The sequence below is a fragment of the Pokkaliibacter sp. MBI-7 genome (assembly GCF_029846635.1).
Lineage (GTDB): Bacteria > Pseudomonadota > Gammaproteobacteria > Pseudomonadales > Balneatricaceae > Pokkaliibacter.
In genome coordinates this window covers 1,348,450-1,370,238 of record NZ_JARVTG010000001.1, presented here as the reverse complement: position 1 = coordinate 1,370,238, position 21,789 = coordinate 1,348,450, and the positions used below count along the sequence as shown (strand labels likewise).

Annotated in this window: 18 protein-coding genes; 6 read left to right on the top strand and 12 right to left on the bottom strand. The window is 60.0% G+C overall.

All coding sequences use genetic code 11. The annotated features are described in order from the left end of the window. Positions 1-63 precede the first annotated feature (63 nt). The 3 genes from QCD60_RS06135 to QCD60_RS06125 all read right to left on the bottom strand — a co-directional run bounded on the left by QCD60_RS06135 (position 64) and on the right by QCD60_RS06125 (position 3,145). Entirely contained in the window at positions 64-1,161 is a 1,098-nt protein-coding gene (locus QCD60_RS06135; RefSeq protein WP_279783374.1) for a methyl-accepting chemotaxis protein, read from the bottom strand. Positions 1,162-1,301: 140 nt separating this feature from the next. Then, entirely contained in the window at positions 1,302-1,667 is a 366-nt protein-coding gene (locus QCD60_RS06130) for a cupin domain-containing protein (protein ID WP_279783372.1), read from the bottom strand. A 179-nt stretch (positions 1,668-1,846) separates the two neighbouring features. Further along, positions 1,847-3,145, bottom strand: coding sequence for an FAD-binding oxidoreductase (locus QCD60_RS06125; RefSeq protein ID WP_279783369.1), 1,299 nt, complete (start codon positions 3,143-3,145; stop codon positions 1,847-1,849). 328 nt (positions 3,146-3,473) lie between these two features. Here QCD60_RS06125 and QCD60_RS06120 point away from each other — a divergent pair, with 328 nt between their 5' ends. Further along, on the top strand, positions 3,474-4,874 hold the full coding sequence (locus QCD60_RS06120) for an APC family permease (protein ID WP_279783367.1): 1,401 nt from the start codon (positions 3,474-3,476) through the stop codon (positions 4,872-4,874). 84 nt (positions 4,875-4,958) lie between these two features. On the opposite strand, the gene feaR is transcribed toward QCD60_RS06120, so the two are convergent. The 9 genes from feaR to QCD60_RS06075 form a co-directional block, all read right to left on the bottom strand. Next, entirely contained in the window at positions 4,959-5,900 is a 942-nt protein-coding gene (feaR, locus tag QCD60_RS06115) for a transcriptional regulator FeaR (RefSeq protein ID WP_279783364.1), read from the bottom strand. A gap of 375 nt (positions 5,901-6,275) precedes the next feature. Then, complete coding sequence (locus QCD60_RS06110) at positions 6,276-7,079, bottom strand: IclR family transcriptional regulator (protein ID WP_279783361.1); 804 nt, start codon at positions 7,077-7,079, stop codon at positions 6,276-6,278. A 69-nt stretch (positions 7,080-7,148) separates the two neighbouring features. Then, on the bottom strand, positions 7,149-7,862 hold the full coding sequence (locus QCD60_RS06105; protein WP_279783360.1) for a hypothetical protein: 714 nt from the start codon (positions 7,860-7,862) through the stop codon (positions 7,149-7,151). 2 nt (positions 7,863-7,864) lie between these two features. Beyond that, entirely contained in the window at positions 7,865-10,795 is a 2,931-nt protein-coding gene (locus tag QCD60_RS06100) for a 2Fe-2S iron-sulfur cluster-binding protein (protein WP_279783357.1), read from the bottom strand. Continuing rightward, on the bottom strand, positions 10,792-11,088 hold the full coding sequence (locus tag QCD60_RS06095) for a sarcosine oxidase subunit delta (protein ID WP_279787893.1): 297 nt from the start codon (positions 11,086-11,088) through the stop codon (positions 10,792-10,794). The genes QCD60_RS06100 and QCD60_RS06095 overlap by 4 nt, the downstream gene beginning before the upstream one ends. Positions 11,089-11,127: 39 nt before the next feature. Next, positions 11,128-12,369, bottom strand: a complete 1,242-nt coding sequence (locus QCD60_RS06090) for an FAD-dependent oxidoreductase (RefSeq protein WP_104156763.1) — start codon at positions 12,367-12,369, stop codon at positions 11,128-11,130. 10 nt (positions 12,370-12,379) lie between these two features. Continuing rightward, complete coding sequence (folD, locus tag QCD60_RS06085) at positions 12,380-13,330, bottom strand: bifunctional methylenetetrahydrofolate dehydrogenase/methenyltetrahydrofolate cyclohydrolase FolD (RefSeq protein ID WP_279783354.1); 951 nt, start codon at positions 13,328-13,330, stop codon at positions 12,380-12,382. Next, on the bottom strand, positions 13,327-14,193 hold the full coding sequence (purU, locus tag QCD60_RS06080) for a formyltetrahydrofolate deformylase (RefSeq protein ID WP_279783351.1): 867 nt from the start codon (positions 14,191-14,193) through the stop codon (positions 13,327-13,329). Before purU ends, folD begins: the two co-directional genes overlap by 4 nt. Before the next feature lie 374 nt (positions 14,194-14,567). Continuing rightward, positions 14,568-15,596, bottom strand: coding sequence for a LacI family DNA-binding transcriptional regulator (locus tag QCD60_RS06075; RefSeq protein WP_279783349.1), 1,029 nt, complete (start codon positions 15,594-15,596; stop codon positions 14,568-14,570). 526 nt (positions 15,597-16,122) lie between these two features. On the opposite strand from QCD60_RS06075, the gene QCD60_RS06070 reads away from it, so the two are divergent. From QCD60_RS06070 to QCD60_RS06050, 5 genes are all read left to right on the top strand, one after another. Next, positions 16,123-16,626 (top strand): gluconokinase, encoded by a 504-nt coding sequence (locus QCD60_RS06070; protein ID WP_104156759.1) that lies wholly within the window; start codon positions 16,123-16,125, stop codon positions 16,624-16,626. 77 nt (positions 16,627-16,703) lie between these two features. Continuing rightward, a complete protein-coding gene (locus tag QCD60_RS06065; protein WP_104156758.1) occupies positions 16,704-17,225 on the top strand; it encodes a TRAP transporter small permease in 522 nt (173 codons plus the stop codon). Then, positions 17,225-18,499 carry a TRAP transporter large permease subunit gene (locus tag QCD60_RS06060; RefSeq protein WP_279783347.1) on the top strand — a complete coding sequence of 425 codons (1,275 nt, stop codon included), beginning with the start codon at positions 17,225-17,227 and terminating at the stop codon, positions 18,497-18,499. Before QCD60_RS06065 ends, QCD60_RS06060 begins: the two co-directional genes overlap by 1 nt. A gap of 119 nt (positions 18,500-18,618) precedes the next feature. After that, entirely contained in the window at positions 18,619-19,638 is a 1,020-nt protein-coding gene (locus tag QCD60_RS06055) for a TRAP transporter substrate-binding protein (RefSeq protein WP_279783346.1), read from the top strand. Positions 19,639-20,080: 442 nt separating this feature from the next. After that, positions 20,081-21,685, top strand: a complete 1,605-nt coding sequence (locus tag QCD60_RS06050) for a Na/Pi cotransporter family protein (protein ID WP_279783345.1) — start codon at positions 20,081-20,083, stop codon at positions 21,683-21,685. Positions 21,686-21,789 lie beyond the last annotated feature (104 nt).

The following is a 21,789-nucleotide window of genomic DNA, read 5'->3' as shown; positions in this document are numbered from 1 at the left end:
TCTCAATGTCCATCCGTGCCTGTATTCAGGTAGCCGCAGACCACGGGTATCGGTGACAGACGGCTAGCCCAGCCGGGCAAACAGATGACGCTGGATCGCCAGCATCTGTTCATGAATCTGCACCAGGGCGTGATCAATCTGCCGCAGCAGCTGTTCTGCACCGTGGCTGTCACTGCGTGCGGTCGACATCAGTTGCTGGCCCCAGTCGAACAGGCTGAGCAGGGGATGCCTGATCTGTTTGAAGGCGGAGGTGTTGCGGTAATCAAATTCGTTGTCGGTACCATGCAGATACCACTGGCCGAACTCGGTGTCGCTGGCCTGCTTATACTGCGGAGTGGCCCCCGGCTGCAGCCAGTGCTGCAACCACTGGTTGCACAGCAACAGCAGTTCCAGCTGCGAGCCTGAGCAGTGGCCGTGAGCCATGGAGCGGTACACCGAGTTCATCAGCTGGCTGGTCTGGCTGGCGGTCTGGTGGACCGACGCGGCGGTGCTGGCCGACACCTGCTGCACCTGCAATGCCTGCTGGCTGAGGGCTTCGATCCGGGTGTCGACCTGCAGGGTATGGTGGTGAATCTTCTGCACCAGTTCGGAGATTTCTTCGCTGGATTCGCGTGCACGTTTGGCCAGTTCCCGTACTTCATCGGCGACCACGGCAAAGCCCCGGCCCTGCTCACCGGCGCGGGCCGCCTCAATGGCCGCGTTGAGGGCGAGCAGGTTAGTCTGCTCGGAAATCTTGTTGATGATGGCCGCAAAGTTGTTGATATCGGAGGCCAGCGCTTTCAGCTGCTTCACTTCCAGCTGGGCCCCGGTGGTATTGCCGGACATCGCCACCATGGCACCGTGCAGTTGCCCCAGCTCAGTATTGATGGCCTCCATGCTCTGGTTGGAGCCTTCGCTCTGGCTCATGGGCTCGAACAGTTCGCCGGATACCGCATGGATGGCGCGGTAAATCTGCTGTAGCTGGCCATGCTGCTGGCTCATGTGCAGTTGCGTGAGGGTGCTGGGCAGTTGCTGGTCTGAGGCCAGCAGCTGTTGTTGCAGATGTTGCAGCTGTTGCTGACGGTCATGCAGTTGCTGATGCAGCTGCTGATTATCGGCGGTCAGTGCCGCGACGGCGGCTTCCAGTTCAGTGATTCTGCGCAGGTACTTTCTGCCTAACATCGGTCGGCACCTTGCCAGTGGAAAAAAGGGGAAAGCCGGTGAGCTGCCCCTGCGGAAGGGCGGCTCACCGGCTGCTTTCTATACAGCAAGTTCTCTGCTGCTTTCTGGGCCTTCTGCGTGAGGCCGTGTCTGGCGCCTGCTCAGACCACCGCGAAGTAGTGCTTCACAAAGCTGTCGCTGACCACTTCCCACAGTACGGCGGTGCCCTTGGTGACAAACCAGCTGTCGCCCGCACGGTAGTGCCGGCTTTCACCGCTGCTTTCATCGGTCAGGATGACCTCGCCGCTCAGTACCGTGGCCTGCTCGTTGAAGGGGTAGACCATGCGGAACTTGCCCTGAGTGGCGCCAAAGCAGCCGGCACTGACCGCATCGGTGGGGCCGCCAAAGGTCATCTTGCCGTAGGCTTTGACGTCGCCCTCCAGCAGTTCCGAGCCAAGATCAGTGACGCTGCCCCAGGCATCCAGCTCGGCCAGCGTGGTGCCCAGAGTGATTGCAGAAAAGGCCATGTTGTAACTCCTGTTTGGTGAGTGTGGGGGCGTATCGGAAGGTGCGTACCTGCATCCGTCCGGTAACGGAAAAACAAAAGCGACCCCCGGTGCCTGCTCAGCGCGATCGGGAGTCGTGCCGACAGTGAGTCGGCAATAACCTGTGCCAGCCGTGCTTGTGGCCAGCGTACCGACCGGGATCAGCGCCGGCCGTGCCAGTAGCCACTGAGCTGGTGCCAGCTTTTGGCACCGGTCAGCAGCAGCGGGCGGAAGTGATCCTTACCGATGACCCGTGGCCGCCGCACCGAGCTGAGCAGGTCATACCGCGCTGACCCTTCGCTCATGCCTTCGGCCAGTACCTTGCAGATGATGTGGCTGGGGGTGACGCCGAAACCGGAGTAGCCCTGCACATAGAAGGCATTGGGACGCTGGGGCAGCTGACCCATCTGTGGAAACAGGTTGGGGCTGCAGGCCATCGGGCCGCCCCAGGCCAGATCAATCTTCACCTCATGCAGATAGGGGAAAATTTTCAGCATCAGCTTGCGGTTCCAGGCCTTGAGGTCAGCGGGAATATGCTCGACAAAGGGCGTGGCCGCGCCGAACAGCAGGCGGTTTTCCCGGGTGACGCGGTAGTAGTCGATCACCGGACGGATATCGCTGTACGCGCCACGAATGGGGCTGATGCGCTGAATCAGCTCGTCAGACAACGGCTCGGTCATCAGCTGGAAGGCATAGGTATTGATGGTGGTGCGGTGCAGCTCCGGCTCCAGCCGGTTGAGAAAGCTGTCACAGGCCCACAGCAGTTTGTTGGCCCTGACCGATCCCTTGGCGGTGCGCACGCGAATACGCTCGCCGTATTCCACTTCCAGTGCCGGGCTGGATTCGTAGATCCGCGCGCCGTGGCTGGCCAGCGCTTTGGCTTCGCCAAGCAGCAGGTTGAGCGAATGTACATGGCCGCCGCCCATATGCAGCAGGGCACTGCTGTAAGCATCGGAACCGATGATCTGGCGGACCTCGCTGCCGGCCAGCAGGCGGATTTCATGACGCGAGTTCAGTGATCTGAACTCCTTTTCCCATGTGCGCAGGGTTTTCTCCTGCCGGGCATTGAAGCCCATATAGCCGTAACCGTGGCAGAAGTCGGCATCAATGCCGTACTTGTCGATGCGCCCCTTGATGATGTCGGCACCCAGGTCGCTGATCTCGAAAATACGCCGCAGGCCATCCTCGCCGACATCCTTCTTGATCAGTTCCAGATCATGGCCAATACCCGCCATGATCTGGCCACCGTTGCGACCGGTGCCGCCATAACCGAGATAGCGGGCTTCCAGCACGACGATATTGGTGATGCCGTGCTCGGCCAGCTCAAGCGCGGTGTTGATACCGGAAAAGCCACCGCCGATCACCACCACATCGGCATCAATATCGGCCTCCAGCGAGGGAAAACTGAGGTCATACTTCCGGGTGGCGGTGTAGTAGGTAGGCGTTTCGATCGTGATCATCAGGCGAAACCTGCAAGCTGAAATGCGGGTGGGGGCGGCTGGTTCTGGCGTGATGGCCGGGAAGGTGACCGGTCTGATGGTGCCTGCCGTCAGCGCCCGCTGCGATGAGCTATTTGTCGCCCATTTGCGTCGGGCTGTCTTGACTGTGCCTGCCGTGAAACTTGACTGTGGCTGCCATGACGGCGATGTGTCACGGTCAGTCAAGTTTTCGACAGCCACGGACAAGAACTGGCCGGATTTTAGGCACAGATTAGCACTCTCCTCCCCGACGGCGGGTCGCGCTGGCGGGGATATAACAGCAAGAAAATGAGCGTGAGAGGGCATAACTATGAGTAGAGCGAGTGGGGCAGGCGTCGCTATCGACGCTGCCGGTACTCAGGGAGGTAGCCGTGTGACGGGTAACCGGCTGAGCTTTCTGACCATGATTTCCATCTGCATCGGCCTGGTGATCGTCCAGGGCTCGATGGTCTCGGCCACGCAGGGCATCGGTCTGGGCGGCAGTGGCTTTATTGCCGCCATGCTGTGTGCCTTTATGCTGGCGATTTTCAACGCCATGACCTTTGCCGAGCTGTCACTGATGTATCCACAGAGTGGCGGCTCGCTGGCGACCTACACGCAAAAGGCGATGGGGCACTTCCCGGCCATCGTGGCAGTGTTTGCCGGTTACGTGGTGGTGGCGATGTTCTCCATTCCGGTAGAGATGTTACTGGTCAACTCCATCGTCAATGAGCTGTTGCCGGGCATGTTCCCCGACATGCTGATACCCACACTGATTCTGGTACTGCTGGCCATCACCAATATTCTGGGTACTGACGTGTTTGCCCGTATCCAGAACCTGCTGGCGTTCGTCCTGATTCTCTGTCTGGTGGTGGTGGGGCTGGTGGCCTCAACCAGTGCAGCGCCGGTGCTGGCGGAAGGTTCGGCAGTGAACTGGTCGCTGGGGCCGGTCATGGATGGCAGCTTTGTCGGGCTGATCTCACTGGCCATGTGGATGATGGTCGGGGTGGAGTTCATCTGCCCGCTGATTGCTGACGTTAACGAGCCACGGCGCACTATCCCCCGGGCCATGATGCTGTCGCTGGTGCTGATGCTGGCGATCTATCTGCCGTTCGTGTTCGGCGCCTCGCGCTTTATGAGTGTAGAGAGCCTGACCACCTCGGCGATCCCTTATCTTGATTATGTCCATGCGGTCTTTGGCAAGGCCGGTCTGGTGGTGGCCACGGTAATGGGCATTGCCGCTACCTGCAGCACCGTCAACACCGTGCTGGCCAGCGTGCCCCGCATGCTGCAGGGCATGGCCGACAACCGTCAGGCGTTCCCGCAGATGGGCATCGTCAGCCAGCGTTTTGGCACGCCCTGGGTTGCCATCGTATTCATGGTGATCATCATCGCCATCCCCATGTACCTGATGGGCATTGACTCACTGATTACGCTGGTGATCGCCGCCTCCACCAGCTGGCTGCTGGCTTATATCATCGCTCATATCAATGTGCTGGTGCTGCGCCGTCGTCAGCCGGAACTGGCCCGCCCGTACAAGACGCCGTTCTACCCGCTGCCGCAGCTGCTGGGGATTGTCGGCATGGTCTATGTGGCGCTGCATAACTCGCCCTCACCGGAAATGACAGAGCAGGTCTACACCATGGCTGGCGGCGTACTGCTGCTGGTGTGCGTGATCGGCGCGGTCTGGGTGAAAGGTTTTATGAAGAAGGGTCTGTTTACCCCGGAATGAAGCCAGGTTGCCCCTCACCCTGTTGCTGTTCGGCGGGGGAGGGGCTGGCCTGCGTTGCTGCTGGCTAGATGATAAGGGGTAAACCTACCGCTGGTTCAGCAGATGGCTCTGTTGACGGTATTCCCGTGGTGACAGGCTGAACTGCTTCTTGAAGATACGGCTGAAATGCGCCGAGTCATTGAAGCCCCAGCCGTAAGCAATATCGGTGATGGGCTTTTTCATATTGGCCGGATTGGCCAGCTCTGCCGCACAGCGATTGAGGCGGCTTTTCTGAATCAGGCGGCAGATGGTGTCGCCGTGCTCCTCAAAAGCGCGATACAGATGGCGCACGGAAATATTCAGCTGGGTAGCGACCCGCTCCGGGCTCAGCGCCGGGTCTGCCAGCGACTGCATGATCACCTTTTCCGCCCAGCGATAAATATCCTGCACCGTATGTTCGATGCGGTGACCGGGCGCTTCCAGCTGCAGTGCCGGTTTGAGCAGGGCGACGATGGCCTGCTGCAGGGCATCGCTCTGGCTGTCAGCCAGCCCCAGATGACTGTGACTATCCAGCTCCGCCACCATGCCTGACAACAGCAGGCCCGAGGTGCCCGCCCGTGACAGTTTGCCAAAACGCTGACGCTGGTGGGCCAGTGCCCGGTCAACCCGGTGGCGGTCCAGACAGTGCGAGACATGATCAATCACTCCCACCGGCATGATGCTGCAGGAGACTGCGGGGTCGAGCAGCAGCAGGTCGCCCGGCAGCACCTGAAATGAGCAGTCATCCATGGCGACGGTGGAGTAGCCCGAACGCTGGTGAATCAGAAAGTAGTACTGATCATTATCGCGATCGGCACGAATCTTCTTGCAGGAGACGGTGGCGTTGGTCTGGATTTCGGCCATCGACAGACCATCGCAGTCCTTGTTGGCGATGCTGCCAACAAAATGATGTCGCTCAGGTGGCCGGGCAATAAAGCGGCCACAGGCTTCGGTCAGCTGGGATTGCCACTGGTCAAAGGCATCGGTTGTGTGACTTGCACTATTCATGGTTTTTCACCGCCCGATCGGCAGGGTCTCCGTTGCCCGCACGCCGTTTTAAGGTGGCGCAGTGGCTGGCCGGATAGCCCTTGCTCTGCATTGTTCTGGCGCATGGCAGCCTGCTGACAGGCGCTGCCGTTAGTGAGCAGATAAATATGCAGCATCCGTACCACGGCCAGAGAGATATTAGAGTTGTTTGTTTACTAGCCTACGTCGCTCCGGCCAAACCTCAATGGACATTTCAACAGGGCAGGGAAGGGGCTTTTGCGAGACGCGTGGGCGGCGAAAGCGCAAGAGAAAAAGGCACAAGAGAAAAAGAGCAGGAAAAGCGCGATGGCATCTGGCCGTCGCACTTGCTGATCGTGCCGGGCAGGCAGAGCAGGGTTAGCCGGCCCTGTGGCCACCCAGCTCGCGGGAAATGGCTTCGGCGGTCTGCGCCAGTTCCTGCTGGAAATGTTCCCGGCTGACCTCGCCGTCCATGACCGCCTCCGGCCCGGACAGATTGATGGCCGCCACCACTTCGCCCAGATGGTTGTAGATGCCACGGGCAATGGCGGTGGAGTAGTCGGAGCGGTGAATCACCCAGCCGCGTTCACGGTCATCACTGATCATCTGCCGCAGCGCGGGCAGCGTCTTCGGCGCAGGGGGCGGGTGATCATCCAGACGCACTGACTGATAGAGGGCATCCAGTGCGGCCGGGCTCAGGCCCGTCAGCAGCATGCGGCCCATGGCGGTGCAGTGGCAGGGAATGCGGGTGCCGATGGGAATGTTCACCGACAGCCGCTGAGCGGCGAAGGCGCGATAGATATACAGACTGTCGGTCTGCTCACGAATGCTCAGATGGCAGGACAGCGAGGTGCGGTCGCGCAGTGCGTTGAGATGGGGGGCCGCAATATCCACCAGATCACGGCTGGCCAGATAGCTGAAGCCATCGGACACCACCTGCGGCCCCAGCTCGTAGGTATTCTTCGCCAGCTTGCGCAGGTAACCCATCTCGGTGAGGGTGTGGACGATACGGTAGATGGCCGACACCGTGACACCGAGACCCTCGGCCAGCTCGTTCATGCTCAGGGTGCGGGTCTGGGCATTGAACATCTGCAGGATCAGCAGGCCACGGAACAGTGCCGGCACCCGATAGTCATTACGGCCATCGTCGTCCTGCAGGGGCAGTTCGTCTTCTGCGTACATGGTGATCCTCCTTGGCGGTGGGGTGTGAGTCAGCGCCGGCTCATGATCTGGCCGATCATGAGCGGGTTCCTAGCGCAGGGCGTCGATACCGACGGGCATGCCGCCAAACTCCTTCATGGCATCCAGCACGGCATCCCAGAAATAGTTCAGCGAGGCACGGTCACACAGCAGGTGGAAGCAGGGCAGCTGCTCGCTGCCAAGATTGGCGACGATAACATTGATGCGGGCCGCAGAGGTTTGCGCCACGCTGCCGGGTGGGAACGCCTCGGCGCGCAGGTCGACACCACAGAGCTTGGCCATCACCTCGGCCACATGGCTGCCGGTGAGCAGTAGCCAGGCGTGGCTGTCCTGACGGGGCAACAGGTACACCGACTCATCGGACAGGCTCCAGGCGGATTCTTCTTCGCGAATGCGCTGGCCCAGATCACCGAGACTGCCGAGCAGGAAATACTCGGTCTGCGACAGCCGCAGAATGGCGCTGCCATCGCTCTGCCCCAATGCCTGATTGGGTGCCTGTGGCAGCTGATACTGGCGTGCATTCAGATAATCCGCTGCCTGACGGCCGCGCAGGCCAACCCGGGCCAGCGGGGTCAGGTCCAGCAGGGCGCACTGGCCCAGCTGCTGGCGCTCCTGCTGCGGGTCGTCATAGCAGGTAATGATTTCGGTACTGGCAAAGGCCTGCCGTTGTGCCTGCGGGTAACGGTACGCCAGCGGGCTGACATCCATCACCGTGCTGGCGAAGGAGTACGAGGCGAGCGCCGCAGCGCTGGTCATCTGGCTCATGCTTATTGCTCCTGACGCAGGTTGCTGGGGTCGTAGAACGGCAGGCTGACCACCTCGGCATGCACGGTCTGACCGCCTTCGACACGAATGGGAATCTGGCTGCCGGGCTCGCTCTGTCGTACCGAGGCATAGGCCAGACCGATGATGGCATCCACCGTGGCGGAGTATTCACAGGAGGTGACATTGCCGCTGATGTCGCCGCCCTTCAGCACCAGATGGCCTTCCAGCGGTTTGGCGCTGCCACTGGGCAGGCGGAAGCCGACCAGTTTGCGTTTCAGCGGCTGGGCTTCGAGGATGTCGATGGAGCGCTTGCCGACAAAGAACGGTTTCTTGCGGCTGATGGCCCAGCCCATGTCGATCTCTGCCGGATGGGTCATGCCATCGGTATCCTGACTGATAATGACGTGGCCTTTTTCCAGACGCAGCAGACGCTGGGTTTCCACCCCGAACGGGCGGATGCCTTCATCGGCACCGGCGGCCATTAGCGCCTGCCACAGATGGGCGCCGTAACGGGCCGGAACGTGAATCTCATACCCCAGCTCGCCGACAAAGCCGACGCGCAGCAGGCGTGCGGGCACACCGGCCACCGTGCCATTGCGTACCGCCAGATAGGGGAAGCCTTCCGGGCTCAGGTCGATATCGTCACACAGTTTGCTCAGCACCCGGCGGGCATAGGGGCCGGCCAGATTGACCGCGGCCAGCGCAGCGGTGACGTTGGTGATATCCACATCCAGCCGCCACTGGGCATTCCATTTCAGCATCTGTTGATAAATACGGTCGACGCCGCTGGTGGTGGCGGTGACATAGAAGTGGTTGTCGGCAAAACGGGCGCATACCCCGTCATCAATGACGACGCCCTGCTCGTTGGTCATCAGCGCATAGCGCGAGCGTCCTACCGGCTGTTTGGCAAAGTTGAAGGTATACAGCCGCTCCAGCAGTTCTGCCGAGTCAGGGCCGCGCACGTCCAGTCCACCGAGGGTGGACACATCAATCAGGCCGACCTTTTCACGCACATGGCGGGCTTCCTCCTGCATCAGCTGATCGCGGGATGCGGTGGAGGAGGCCGGGGCATAATACGCCGGGCGTTGCCAGATCCCGGCGGGCATCATTTTGGCACCGGCCTGCTGATGCAGACGGTGCATGGCGGTTTGCCGGTACGGGTCAAAGGCACGCCCGGCGACGTGCGCCAGTTTCTCCGCCACAAAGGGCGGGCGGGCAGTGGTGACGCCGGTTTCGCTGACACTGCGCTGTGTTGCTGCGGCCACCAGACGGGCAGTAGGCAGTGCCGAGTGGCGGCCCTGCGACGGGCCCATGCCGACGGTAGAGAAGCGTTTGACCAGCTGCACGTCGCGGTAACCGTGGCGGGTGGCATTGACGATATCGCACACCTGCAGGTCTTCATCGAAGTCGACAAAATCCTTGCCGTCCGGGTGCGGGAAGATCGGCCAGGGGAAGTTATAACCGCTTTCGCTGGCGGGGGGCTGCTGTTCGGTCGGCGCGACCAGACGCAGGGCGGCACAGCTGGCATGGGCGACCTGCTGACTGTCCTCCAGTACCTTGTCGAGCTGCTGATAGCCTTTCACCGAGCCACTGATATACAGGTGAGCGGGCAAGCCACTGATGGTGAAAACGGCCTGATCATCGTCATAGCTGAGCTTGCCGCCGGCCTGACAGAGCAGCTGATAGACCGGCATATAACCGGCTGACATGCACAGCAGATCACAGGCAATGCGCTGGCCGCTACCTGCCACCTGACCCTTGCCACTGATGCGGCGAATATCGGCGGCGACAACACGGCCCTGATCCTTACCGGCAATGGCCTCATAGACGGTGCTGCCCTGATGCAGGGTAATCTGTCGCTGCTGCAGGGCGGCGGCGAGGGCGGCAAAGTCACTGTCGCGGGCGGTCTCGGCTTCGCTGCGCATATCGACCACGGCCATCACCCTGACGCCCTGCTGATGCAGATCGAGGGCGGCCAGATAACCATCGCTGTTGCCGGTCAGCACCACGGCCTGTTGTCCGGGCTTGACGCCATAGAGTTTCATCATGCGCTGGGCGGCACTGGTCAGCACCACGCCGGGCAGGTCGTTATTGCGGAAGATCACCGGCTGGTCGAAGGTGCCGGCGGCGACGATACATTCTCTGGCGCGCACCTTGTACAGGCGTTTGCCCTGAATCACCGGCAGGTAGTTGTCGGTGAACCAGGCGTTGCAGGTGGCGTCGGTCAGTACCTGAATATCCGGGTGCTGTTCCACCGCTTCCACCAGCGCACTGCGCAGGCTGGCTGCACGCTCACCGGCGATGTCAAAGCGGGCCCAGTTGAGGCTGCCCCCGAGCAGGCGCTCCTGTTCCACCAGAATGACGCGGGCGCCGTTGCTGGCGGCGGTCAGTGCCGCCTGCAAGCCGGCGGGTCCGGCACCGATCACGACCACATCAGCAAACAGGTAAGCCTTGTCGTAATAACCGGGCTTGAAGCCCAGATCGAGCACGCCGAGGCCGGCCTTCTTGCGGATCAGCGGTTCCCACAGCTTCCATGCGCCTTTGGGTTTGTAGAACGAGCGGTAGTAGAAGCCTACCGGCATAAACTTCGAGAACTTGCCGAGCAGCGCGTCGCGATCCTTATCGAGGGAACCAGCGTAGTTCTGACCGCTGACCTGCATGTTGGCCTGCAGCTCCTGCAGATCGGCCAGCACGTTGGGCTCATCAGGCAGCTGCACCAGGGTATTGGCGTCCTGCCCGGCCATGGTCAGCGCGGCGCGCGGGCGGTGATACTTGAACGAGCGCGAGATCAGCCAGCGGTCACTGGCCAGCAGGGCGCTGGCGATGCTGTCACCGGCAAAACCCTGATAGGTCTGGCCATCGAAGCTGAAGCTGAGCGGCTGGTTACGGTCAATCAGAATGCCCATGGGCGCTGGCAGGCGGGTACTGCTCATGCTGTGGTCTCCTTGCTGCCATCGGCGCCGAAGTCGATGCGCTGGGTAAAGATTTCCTTGGGATCAAAGGTGCGGATGATCTCGTCAGTGACGGTATGGCGCTCAGCCAGAAACCAGTAGCTGGAGGCATTGTGCATCCACCATTCAGTTACCAGCCCGGCGCGGTTGTCGCTGTTGAAGACATAGTCGGCCCATTCGCTGTCGCTGCAGCGTTGCGGGTCGGGCATGGGTTTGTATTCGCCGCCGTAGGTAAATTCGCTGATATTGCGTGGCCCGTTCAGAGGGCAGTGCATGATTTTCACGTTCGTTCCCCTTGGATCGTGAGCCGGTTGTCAGTGGCTGGCGGCTGTCGCGCCCATTTCATTGACCTGCTGGAAGGTGGAGAAGCGCGCCAGACTGAAGGGCGCAATCAGCTCCGGCACCTTGCCGCCACTGGCGATCAGCTCGGCCATGGTTTTGCCGCAGATGGGCGTGGCCTTGAAGCCCCAGGTGCCCCAGCCTGCGTCGAGGTAATAGTTGTCCAGTGGTGACAGGCCCATGATCGGGCTGTAGTCCGGGGTCATGTCGGTGATACCGGCCCATTGCCGCATCAGTTTGGCATTGGCCATGAAGGGGAACATTTCGATGGCATGGGCCAGCAGGCTTTCCTTGAGATCAAGGGTGGAGCGGGTGTTGTACAGCGGGTAGGGGTCAGAGCCGCCACCGATGACGATTTCACCGCGGCTGGTCTGCTGCACGTAGCAATGCAGGGCCGAGGAGCTGACCAGCGGATCAAGGAAGGGCTTGAATGGCTGGGTCACCATGGCCTGCAGCGGGTAGGTATGGATGGGCGCGCGAATGCCGAGTTTGTTCAGCAGCAGCGAGCTGGAGCCGGCCACCGCCTGCACTGCACAGCCACAGCGGACGGTGCCGCGGTTGGTCCTGATGGCGGTGACGCGGTTGTTCTCCACCACAAAGTCCTGCACTTCGGTCAGCTGATGGATCTCCACGCCGCGTTTGGCCGCCTGCTTGGCATAGCCCCAGGCCACGGCATCATGACGGGCGGTGGCACCGTCGATATGCCACAGCCCGGCCAGCACCGGCAGATGACCGGGGTCGAGATTGAGGGTCGGCACCAGCTCCCTGATCTGCTGACGGTCGATCATCTCGGTACGGCCACCGAAGTGCTTGTTGACCTCGGCCCGCTGGCGGAAGGCCCGCACCGTAGCATCGGTATGGGCCAGCGTGAGCTGACCTCGCTCGGAATACATGATGTTGAAGTCGAACTCGTTGGACAGATCACGGAACAGCTTTACCGACTCGGCGTAGAAGCGCACCCCTTCCGAGGTCAGATAGTTGGAGCGGATAACGGCGGTGTTGCGTGCGGTGTTGCCGCCCCCGAGATAGGCCTTTTCCAGCACCGCGATATTGGTCACCCCGTGGTACTTCGACAGGTAATAGGCGGTCGCCAGCGCATGGCCGCCCCCGCCGATGATGACCACATCGTAACTGGGCTTGAGTTCCTTCGGTGCCGGCAGATCCACTTCTGCCGGATACTCCGAGGACAGGCCGTATTTCAGGAGACTAAAAGGCATCTTGGCATCCTCACGCGCCGGTCTGTCCGGCTGTTGGTGCGGGTGAAAGCGAATGACGGGATAAATGATCAGGCGCCAGCCCCTGTTGCAGCAGGGTGGCGGTGACGGTATTGCGCATCAGCATGGCAATGGTCATCGGCCCGACGCCGCCGGGGACGGGGGTGATGGCAGCGGCAACCTGCACGGCGCTGTCGAAGTCGACATCACCGACCAGCCGTGAACGGCCATCTTCTTCAATGCGGTTGATACCGATATCAATCACCACCGCGCCGGGCTTGAGCCAGTCGGCACCGATCATGCGCGGGCGGCCGACGGCGGCGACGACAATATCAGCCTGACGGCACAGGGCGGCGGCATTGACGCTGCGGGAGTGCAGTACGGTGACGCTGCAGTGGGCCTGCAGCAGCAGAGCGGCCATGGGTTTGCCGACAATATTGGAGCGGCCGACCACCACCGCGTGCCTGCCGGACAGGTCGCCGCAGTGGTCGTGCAGCAGACGCATGCAGCCCGCTGGGGTGCAAGGCGTCAGTACCTCACGGCCCTGACTCAGGCCACCAACGTTTTCGCTGTGAAAACCATCGACATCCTTGCGCGGGTCGATGGCCTGCAGCACTTTGTTTTCGTCGATATGCGCAGGCAGGGGCAGCTGTACCAGAATGCCGTTGACCTGTGCTTCCTGATTGAGCTGCTGCACCAGATCCAGCACCTCCTGCTCACTGCTGTCCGCCAGCAGGCGGTACTCAAAGGAGTTGATGCCGACTTCGTTGGCGCGCAGCACCTTGTTGCGCACATAGACATGGCTGGCCGGATCTTCGCCGACCAGCACCACCGCCAGACCAGGCGTCAGCTGTTGTGCCTGCAGGGCGAGCACATCGGCACGTACTTCTGCCAGCACCTGCGCCGCCGCGGCCTTGCCGTCGATCAGCCGGGCGCCGGGCAGCGTTTGGCTGAGCCCGCTCATCGGAAGATCACCGTTTTGTCCTGATTGAGGAAGACGCGGTGCTCAAGGTGGTATTTGACCGCCTTCGACAGCGCCACGGTTTCGGTATCGCGGCCTACAGCGACCAGATCATCCGGCTGGTAGGAATGGTCAACGCGCTGTACTTCCTGCTCGATGATGGGGCCTTCGTCCAGATCGGAAGTGACATAGTGCGCTGTGGCACCGATCAGTTTTACGCCGCGCTCAAAGGCCTGATGGTAAGGCTTGGCTCCTTTGAAACCGGGCAGGAATGAGTGGTGAATGTTGATGGCGCGTCCTTCCAGCTGCTTGCACAGATCGTCGGACAGAATCTGCATATAGCGCGCCAGTACGATCAGCTCGGCGCCGGTTTCATCGATCAGGCGCAGCAGTTCTGCTTCCTGACGGGCCTTGCTGTCCTTGGTGACGGGCAGATAGATAAAGCGGATGCCTTCGCGCTCGGCCATCGGTCGCAGATCAAGATGGTTGGAGACCACGGCGACGATTTCCATGTCCATCTCGCCCTTGTGGAAGCGGTAGAGCAGATCAGACAAGCAGTGATCGTACTTGCTGACCATGATCAGTACTTTCATGGGTTTGGCGGTGCTGAACAGTTGCCATTCCATATCGAATTTTGCCGCAACATCCTCAAAGCCCTGCTCGACGCTGGCCAGATCGGCGCTGGCATCGCTGTTGAAGCGAAACACTGCCCGCATGAAGAAGCGACCGTTACCCTCGTCATCGTACTGCGCCATCTCACTGATATAGCAACCCTGGTCGGCCAGGTAAGACGCCACAGCGGCGACAATACCGGACGTAGCCGGGCAGCTGATTTTTATAACGTATTGATTCTGTGCGTGTTGCATAACGAGTCCTCGGGTCAGTGGGCAGCTGGCGCAGGGCGGGGTTATGGGGTGATGTTTAACACTGGTAAAAGCACTCTTCAGATATGAAGAATTTTTAACTTCAGGAATATTGTTTTCCTGGTGAGGGATTTTATAAGCGAAGAAGGCGCCAAGCGTCCAGTCTTTTGAGGAATTTATTTTTCCTGATAAGAATTTTTTGTGAGCCAGAGTTAGTGGGTAAAAAGAGTGATTGAGATATGAAAAACGGCTGCAGAGGCAGCGCCTGCAACCGAAACAGCCCGCGGCCGTCCCGGTAAAGTGGTGCTGGTAAGGAAGTCGGTGATGACGGGTGGTGTTCGGTAACGCGAGACGGGTGAACGGCGGCTTAAGGCCGCTCAGGCACTTTCTCTGGCGACCAGCTCAAAGCCGAGGTCAAAGGCGGTCTGCTCGGGTGTTTGCCCTTCGGCCAGCTGCAGGAACAGCTCGGCAGCACGTTTGCCGATGGCATAACGCGGGGTGGCGATGCTGGTCAGCGAGGGCACCGTCCAAGCAGAGGCAGCCAGATCGTTGAAGCCGACAATGGCCAGCTGCTCAGGCACCCGGATGCCGTGGCGCTGGCAGTAAAACAGGGCGCCCTGCGCCAGGTCATCGTTACAGCAGAATACGGCATCCAGATCGGGCGCCTGTTCCAGCATCTGTGCCAGCAGTTCGGCGCCGAGGCCAACACTGGAAGAATCCGGCACGTAATGCTCACGGCGGGGGTCGTAGCGACCAGCCTGCTTGAGACTGTCCTGATAGCCCTGCCAGCGTTTCAGTACGCGCGAGTCACCCTGCACTGCCATAAAACCAATGCGCTGATAGCCGCGCTGCAGCAGGTAGTTGGTCATGGCCAGCCCGCATTCGTACTGGGAGAAGCCGACGCAGGGGCGCTGACCCTGTTCATCCATTTCCATCATGTACACCACCGGGCAGCCAGCGTTGGCCAGCAGGCGCTCGACTTCAGCGGTATGTTCAAAGCCGGTGACCAGAATGCCGTCAGGGTTGTGGGTCAGATAGGCCGACAGCAGGCGTTCTTCCTCTTCCTTTGAGTAGCGCGAGTTGCCGATCAGCACCTGATAACCGCGTGGGTGCAGGGTCTCGTAGATGCCGGTGAGGGTGTCGACAAAGACCTCGTTGGACAGCGACGGCACCAGTACCACTACCGTGTGCGAGCGTGCTGAAGCCAGGGCGCGGGCCGCGTAGTTCGGGCGATAGCCCAGCTCCTGCACGGCTTCATCGATACGCTGACGGAGGACTTCCGAGACCTTTTCCGGTGTGCGCAGGGCGCGGGAGATGGTAATGGCACTGACGCCTACGCGTTCGGCCACATCATTGAGGGTGACTTTGCCAACCGCACTGCGTTTGGCTCTTGCCGGTGTTTTCATGGTTATTGTCCGGTCCTTGCTGGCTTACCCGGCGGCGGCTGCCGTACTGGCAGGTCTGATCAGGCAGGGTGATCAGACGGCAGGGTAGTCATGATTGGCGAGCTGCGCAGATGATAATTTTTCTTGTTGCAGTGCCGTTGCTGAAACACCCGGGGCGTTGTCCTCTGCCGGGCCTGAATATCACGAGCTGTGTCAGGCGACATCTTACCCCGGCGTGCAGCAACGTGCCGGGGAAATGCAAATCCTTCATTCGCTGGCCGTCGTAGCTGCATCATTATTGTGCGAAGAAGGCAGCCCTTGTTGGTATTGCACAAAAAGTAGGCTTGACAGCCGCCATGTTACCGCTAACATTGGCGCCTATCCAACCAAAAACAACTAAGGTGGAAACCCCGGGAAGCGCCCTTGATAAACGCTCCTCAGCGCAGGCTGAGCCGCGTGGTTCGTGGCTTTTATGACACTGGCTTCCCAGTCGCACGGCAATCTAAACCCTTGCCGATTTTTTAGCAAGAAGGATGTTAGCGCTAACATGAAGCACCCTGTGATTGTCGTGATGGGCGTGTCTGGCTGCGGCAAAAGCCTGATTGGGCAACGGCTGGCCGACCGCCTGGGTTTGTCTTTCGTCGAAGGGGATGCCTATCACCCCCAGTGCAACGTCGACAAGATGAGCCAGGGTATCCCCCTGACAGATGAAGACCGCCATGACTGGCTGGCACTGCTGGCTGACAAGCTGGCGGCGGCTGACCGTCAGGGAACGGGGCTGGTGCTGTCATGTTCGTCTCTGAAAGGTATTTATCGCGACCAGTTACGGTCGGGATGTGCATCCCTGCAGTTTGTCTATCTGCAGGGTAGCTACGACACTATCAAGCAACGGATGGCTGCGCGGCAGGGGCATTTCATGCCGACGTCTCTGCTCGACAGTCAGTTTGGCACACTGGAAGAGCCATTGGAGGAGCCGGGTGTGGCCGTCTGTGACGTGCGCCAGAGCCCGGATGACCTGGTGAGTGATGCCATGGCAAAGCTCAGTCTCTGAGTCACTTGTTGTCCTGACGCCCGCACCGGCAAGCGCCGCTGCGGCCGAATGAGTGAATGAATGAGGATAAAGATAAGATGACAGCCCTCATCAACCGTGTTGAAAAGCTGATCGAGTATCTGATGGCTGCCGCGCTGGCAGTGATGTTCGTCGCGGTTTTCGGCAACGTGATCCTGCGTTATGTGTTTGGTTCCGGCATTGCAGCGTCGGAAGAGCTTTCCCGTCTGCTGTTCGTCTGGCTGATTTTCCTCGGCGCGGTGCTGGCCACCGGGCGCCATATTCATATCGGTTTTGATCTGGCCCAGCGGGCACTTCCTGCACCACTGCGCAAGCTGTGCATGATCGTCAGCCACGGGCTGATGCTCTATGCCCTGTGGCTGTTCTGGCAGGGCAGCTGGCATCAGTACCAGATCGGCTGGCGTATCACCTCCACCGTGATGAAGTATCCGCTGGCACTGATGGCTGGTGCAGGTCTGGTCGCTGCGCTGGGCATGGCGCTGTATATCTTCGCCAATCTGGTGCGCGCCCTGACCGGCAGTAGCAAGGCCTATATTCCCGGTGAAAGCCACCCCTTCCATGCTGACGAGGAGACGCATTAATGACTCTGGGTCTGTTCCTTGTCGCCCTGATGGGCTTCATGGCTCTGGGGATGCCCATTGCCTTTGCCCTGATCATGACCGGCGTGGTGCTGATGTGGCATCTGGATTTCTTCGATGCCCAGCTGGTGGCGCAAAACCTGGTCAGTGGTGCTGACAGCTTCCCGCTGATGGCGGTGCCTTTCTTTGTACTGGCCGGTGAGGTGATGAATGCCGGTGGTATTTCCCGCCGCATTATCGATCTGGCGATCAGCTGTGTCGGCCATCGTCGTGGTGGGCTGGGGTTTGTCGCCATTATCGCCTCGGTGATTCTGGCCAGCCTGTCCGGTTCTGCCATTGCCGATACCGCGGCACTGGCCACCCTGCTGCTGCCGATGATGCGTGACAACGGTTATCCGGTAGGCCGCTCGGCCGGTCTGATCGCCTCGGGCGGTATCATCGCGCCGATTATTCCGCCCAGCATGCCCTTCATCATTTTTGGGGTGACCACCAACCAGTCGATCAGTGATCTGTTCATGGCCGGTATCGTGCCCGGCATCATCATGGGGCTGGGTCTGGTACTGGCATGGCGCTGGAGCATGAAGACCATCGACGTGCAGCCACAGCCACGGCAGAGCATGAAGCAGCGTATGGCCACGGCCAAAGACGGCATTCTGGCCCTGCTGATGCCGGTGATCATCATCGGTGGTCTGCGCGGTGGGATCTTTACCCCGACAGAAGCAGCGGTAGTGGCTGCGGCCTATGCCCTGTTTGTCAGCGTGGTGATCTACCGCGAACTGAGTATCAAGGATCTGGTACCGCTGTTTGTACGTGCTGCCAGCACCACCAGCGTGGTGATGTTCCTCTGTGCCGCGGCCATCGTGTCTTCTTATATGGTGACGCTGGCTGACCTGCCGTCCGAGCTGGTGGACCTGCTGGCACCGGTGATGGACAGCCCGCGCCTGCTGATGGCAACCATTGTGCTGGCCATGGTGCTGATCGGCATGGTGATGGACCTGACTCCGACCATCCTGATTCTGGGTCCGGTACTGATGCCGCTGGTGATCAAGGCCGGGATCGATCCGATTTACTTCGGCGTCATGTTTGTGATGGTAGGTTGCGTCGGTCTGATCACGCCGCCTATCGGTACGGTATTGAGCGTGGTTTCCGGTGTGGCCCGTCAGCCCATGGAAGTCATCGTGAAGGGTGTCATGCCTTTCCTGCTCGTCTATCTGGCCATCATTGTGCTGCTCGTAGTGTTCCCGGGCATCGTCACGGTGCCGGCCAGCTTTTTGTAAACGTCAAACCATAACACCGGGGTGGTTACGGCCACTCCCGACCGTCACACGCTGTCAGAACCTGCTTGCGGTTGCGTGATCAGGTTGTATGGATAACCACAACAAAGAGAACAAAAGCCATGAAAAAAACGATGCTGAAAACCCTCACCGCCGCCGCTCTGGGCCTTGCTCTGGGCGTATCTGCTGTCAGCGCCAGCGCGGCTGACATCAGCACCCGTCTGATCCGCTTCGGCTACGGTCTGAATCAGGACAGCAAGCAGGGTCGTGCGGCTGACTACTTCGTTCAGCGCATGAACGAGCTGTCTGGCGGCAAGTTCAAGGTCAAGGCCTTCGGTGGTGCCGCACTGGGTAGCGATATCCAGATGCAGAACGCCCTGATCGGTGGTGCGCAGGAAATGATGGTCGGTTCTACCTCCACGCTGGTGGGTATCGACAAGCGCATGGGCGTATGGGATCTGCCTTTCCTGTTTGACAGTGCTGAGCAGGCTGACAAGGTACTGGATGGCCCCTACGGCCAGAAACTGCTGGACAACCTGCAGGAACAGGGTCTGGTCGGCTTGGTGTACTGGGAGAACGGTTTCCGCAACATGACCAACTCCAAGCGCCCCATCGAGAAGATGAGCGATATGGATGGCGTGAAACTGCGTGTGATGCAGAACCCCATGTATCTGGATCTGTTCAAGAGCATGGGCGCCAACGCCGTTCCCATGTCCTTCTCTGAGCTGTTCACCGCGCTGGAAACCAAAGCGGTTGATGGTCAGGAAAACCCTGTGACTACCATCGAGTCGTCCAAGTTCTATGAAGTGCAGAAGTACCTGAGCCTGACCCAGCACGTTTACAGCCCTTGGATCGTGCTGATGTCGAAAAGCTTCTGGGACAAGCTGAACGATGACGAAAAAGCCATCGTGATGCAGGCAGCCAGGGACTCACGTGACTTCGAGCGTAAGGACAGCCGTGAGCAGTCCGTTAAAGCTATGGCGTTCCTGAAAGAGCACGGCATGGAAATCAACGAAGTGGCACCTGAAGAGCTGGCCAAGATGCGCGAGAAAGCCGCTGCTGTGATCCAGACTCAGGCCAGCGTGCTGGGTCAGGACACCCTGGATGGTCTGAATGCAGCGATTGCAGCGGCCAAGCAGTAAGGTTATCCACGATGTCTGTCTGCACAGGCTGACGCTCCGGCGCCATCCTGTGCGCAAGGCTAAAAATGCCACCTTCGGGTGGCATTTTGCTTTTCTGGGCACAGCAATTGCTGAGGATTGGGTGTGGTTACAGGCGTGGGAGGCACCTGTCGGTACCAGCGTCCCGTAAGGTACGTTCAGTGTGCAAAAAAGTATGCCGGACCGGGTGGTTCTGCGCTTGAAATCTTCGCTTGTTACAACTAATCCTTTCTAACGCGTTCTATTTTTGACTGATTTTCTTCGTTCGCGCCTCTGTAAGGTCAAAAACGCACTCAAATGTTCTTTTTACGACATTCAAATAATGAACGCTTCGTTAATGTGACAGCTTTGTGACATAACTGTATTGGTTGGCGGGTTGCTGTTATTCCGACGTTATTGAGCCAGATTCTGCCGAGGTCCCCTCATGAACGAACTTATCCACCTTGCTGGCGCCATTGCCCTGTTGCTGTGGGGAATTCGCATGGTGCGAACGGGCTTCGAGCGTGCCTATGGCCGGCGTCTGGAAACCGCCGTGCGAGTGCTGACGCGCCGCCGCCCGATGGCCGCCTTACTAGGCGTCGGGGCTGCCGGGGCGTTGCAGTCTTCGACGGCAGTGGTGCTGCTGGCCACGGGCTTTGTTGCGACCGGAGCGCTGGGGCTGATGCCGGCACTGGCGCTGTCTATCGGTGCGGAGATTGGCTCCAGTCTGGTGGCGTTGCTGCTCAGTCTGAATCTGTCGTTACTGTCGCCGCTGTTGTTGCTGGCGGGTTATCTGGCCTTCAACAATGCGACTTCCCGGCTGACCAAATACTGGGGCCGCATCGGCCTTGGCCTTGGCCTGCTGTTGCTGGCGCTAAAGCTGATTGCCCAGACCACGGCAGTCATGCGCAGCGGCGACGGCATGGAATATCTGACCGCCATCCTGGCTCATGACACGGCACTGACGCTGTTCCTGATGGCGCTGTTTACCTGGGTTGTGCATTCCAGTCTGGCGGTGATCCTGATTACCGCCCACCTGACCATGGACGGTGCCATTCCGCCGGAAATGGCCATGATCATGGTACTGGGCGCCAATCTCGGTGGCGCCTTGCCCGCGCTGTCCGCCGGCTGGGCCATGGGGCCACAGGGGCGGGTGGTGATCTGGGGTAATCTGGCCATCCGCCTGTGTGCGGTGCTGATCGGCTTCCTGCTCTACGGCGTCAACAGCCTGCCAAGCCACTGGCTGACCGGCTGGGGACTGACCTCTCCTGTGCTGTTTCACGTACTGATCAATATGCTCAGCGGTCTGCTGCTGCTTTGCCTGCTGCCCAGACTGGTGCCCTTGCTGGTGCGTCTGGTGCCTGCCCAGCAGCCGGTGGTGCTGGATGACGCACAGCCTATGTATCTGTCGCGGGAGGATATCCGTAATCCGGCGCGGGCGATGGCGAACGTGGCCAATGAGGCGCTGCGTATTGCCGATATCGCTTATCGCATGCTGGAAAGTACGCCCCGCGCCTTCGCCGACCAGACGGTGATTGCCCAGATCAAGAGCCTGGATGACGACATCGACCACATTCACCGCGAGGCGACCTATTATCTGGCCGCCATTGATGACAGCGAACGTTCAGACGAAGAGCAGCAGCGCTGGCAGGATACCTTCAACTTCGTCACCAATCTGGAGCATGTAGGCGACATCATTGATGCCAGCCTGATGGTGCTGGCGCGGCAGAAACACAAAGCCAACGTCGAGTTTTCGCCGACCGGGCAGGAAGAACTGGACAGCCTGTTTGAGGATCTGTTCGAGATTTTCCGCCTGTCGCAGGCAGTGTTCCTCAGCCAGAATCCGGTGCTGGCGAAGGAGCTGATCGATGCCAAGCGGCAATACCGCAGCCGCATCTTCAACTGCCGCGAACGCCATGCGGCACGCTTGCGCAGCCGGGTGCCTGCCAGTCTGGGCTCGTCTCGTATTCATATGGACATCCTGCGTGATCTGCAGCGCATCAGTTCACATCTGGTCGCGACGGCCTATCCCATCGTCGAGCGCGCCTGAGTACAGCCGCACAAAACGCAATATCTATGCAGACACCGGGGAAATAGCCCGGTGGGCTGGCGTCTGGGTAATGGCTGACTATGCTGGCTGCTGAACCGATCAAT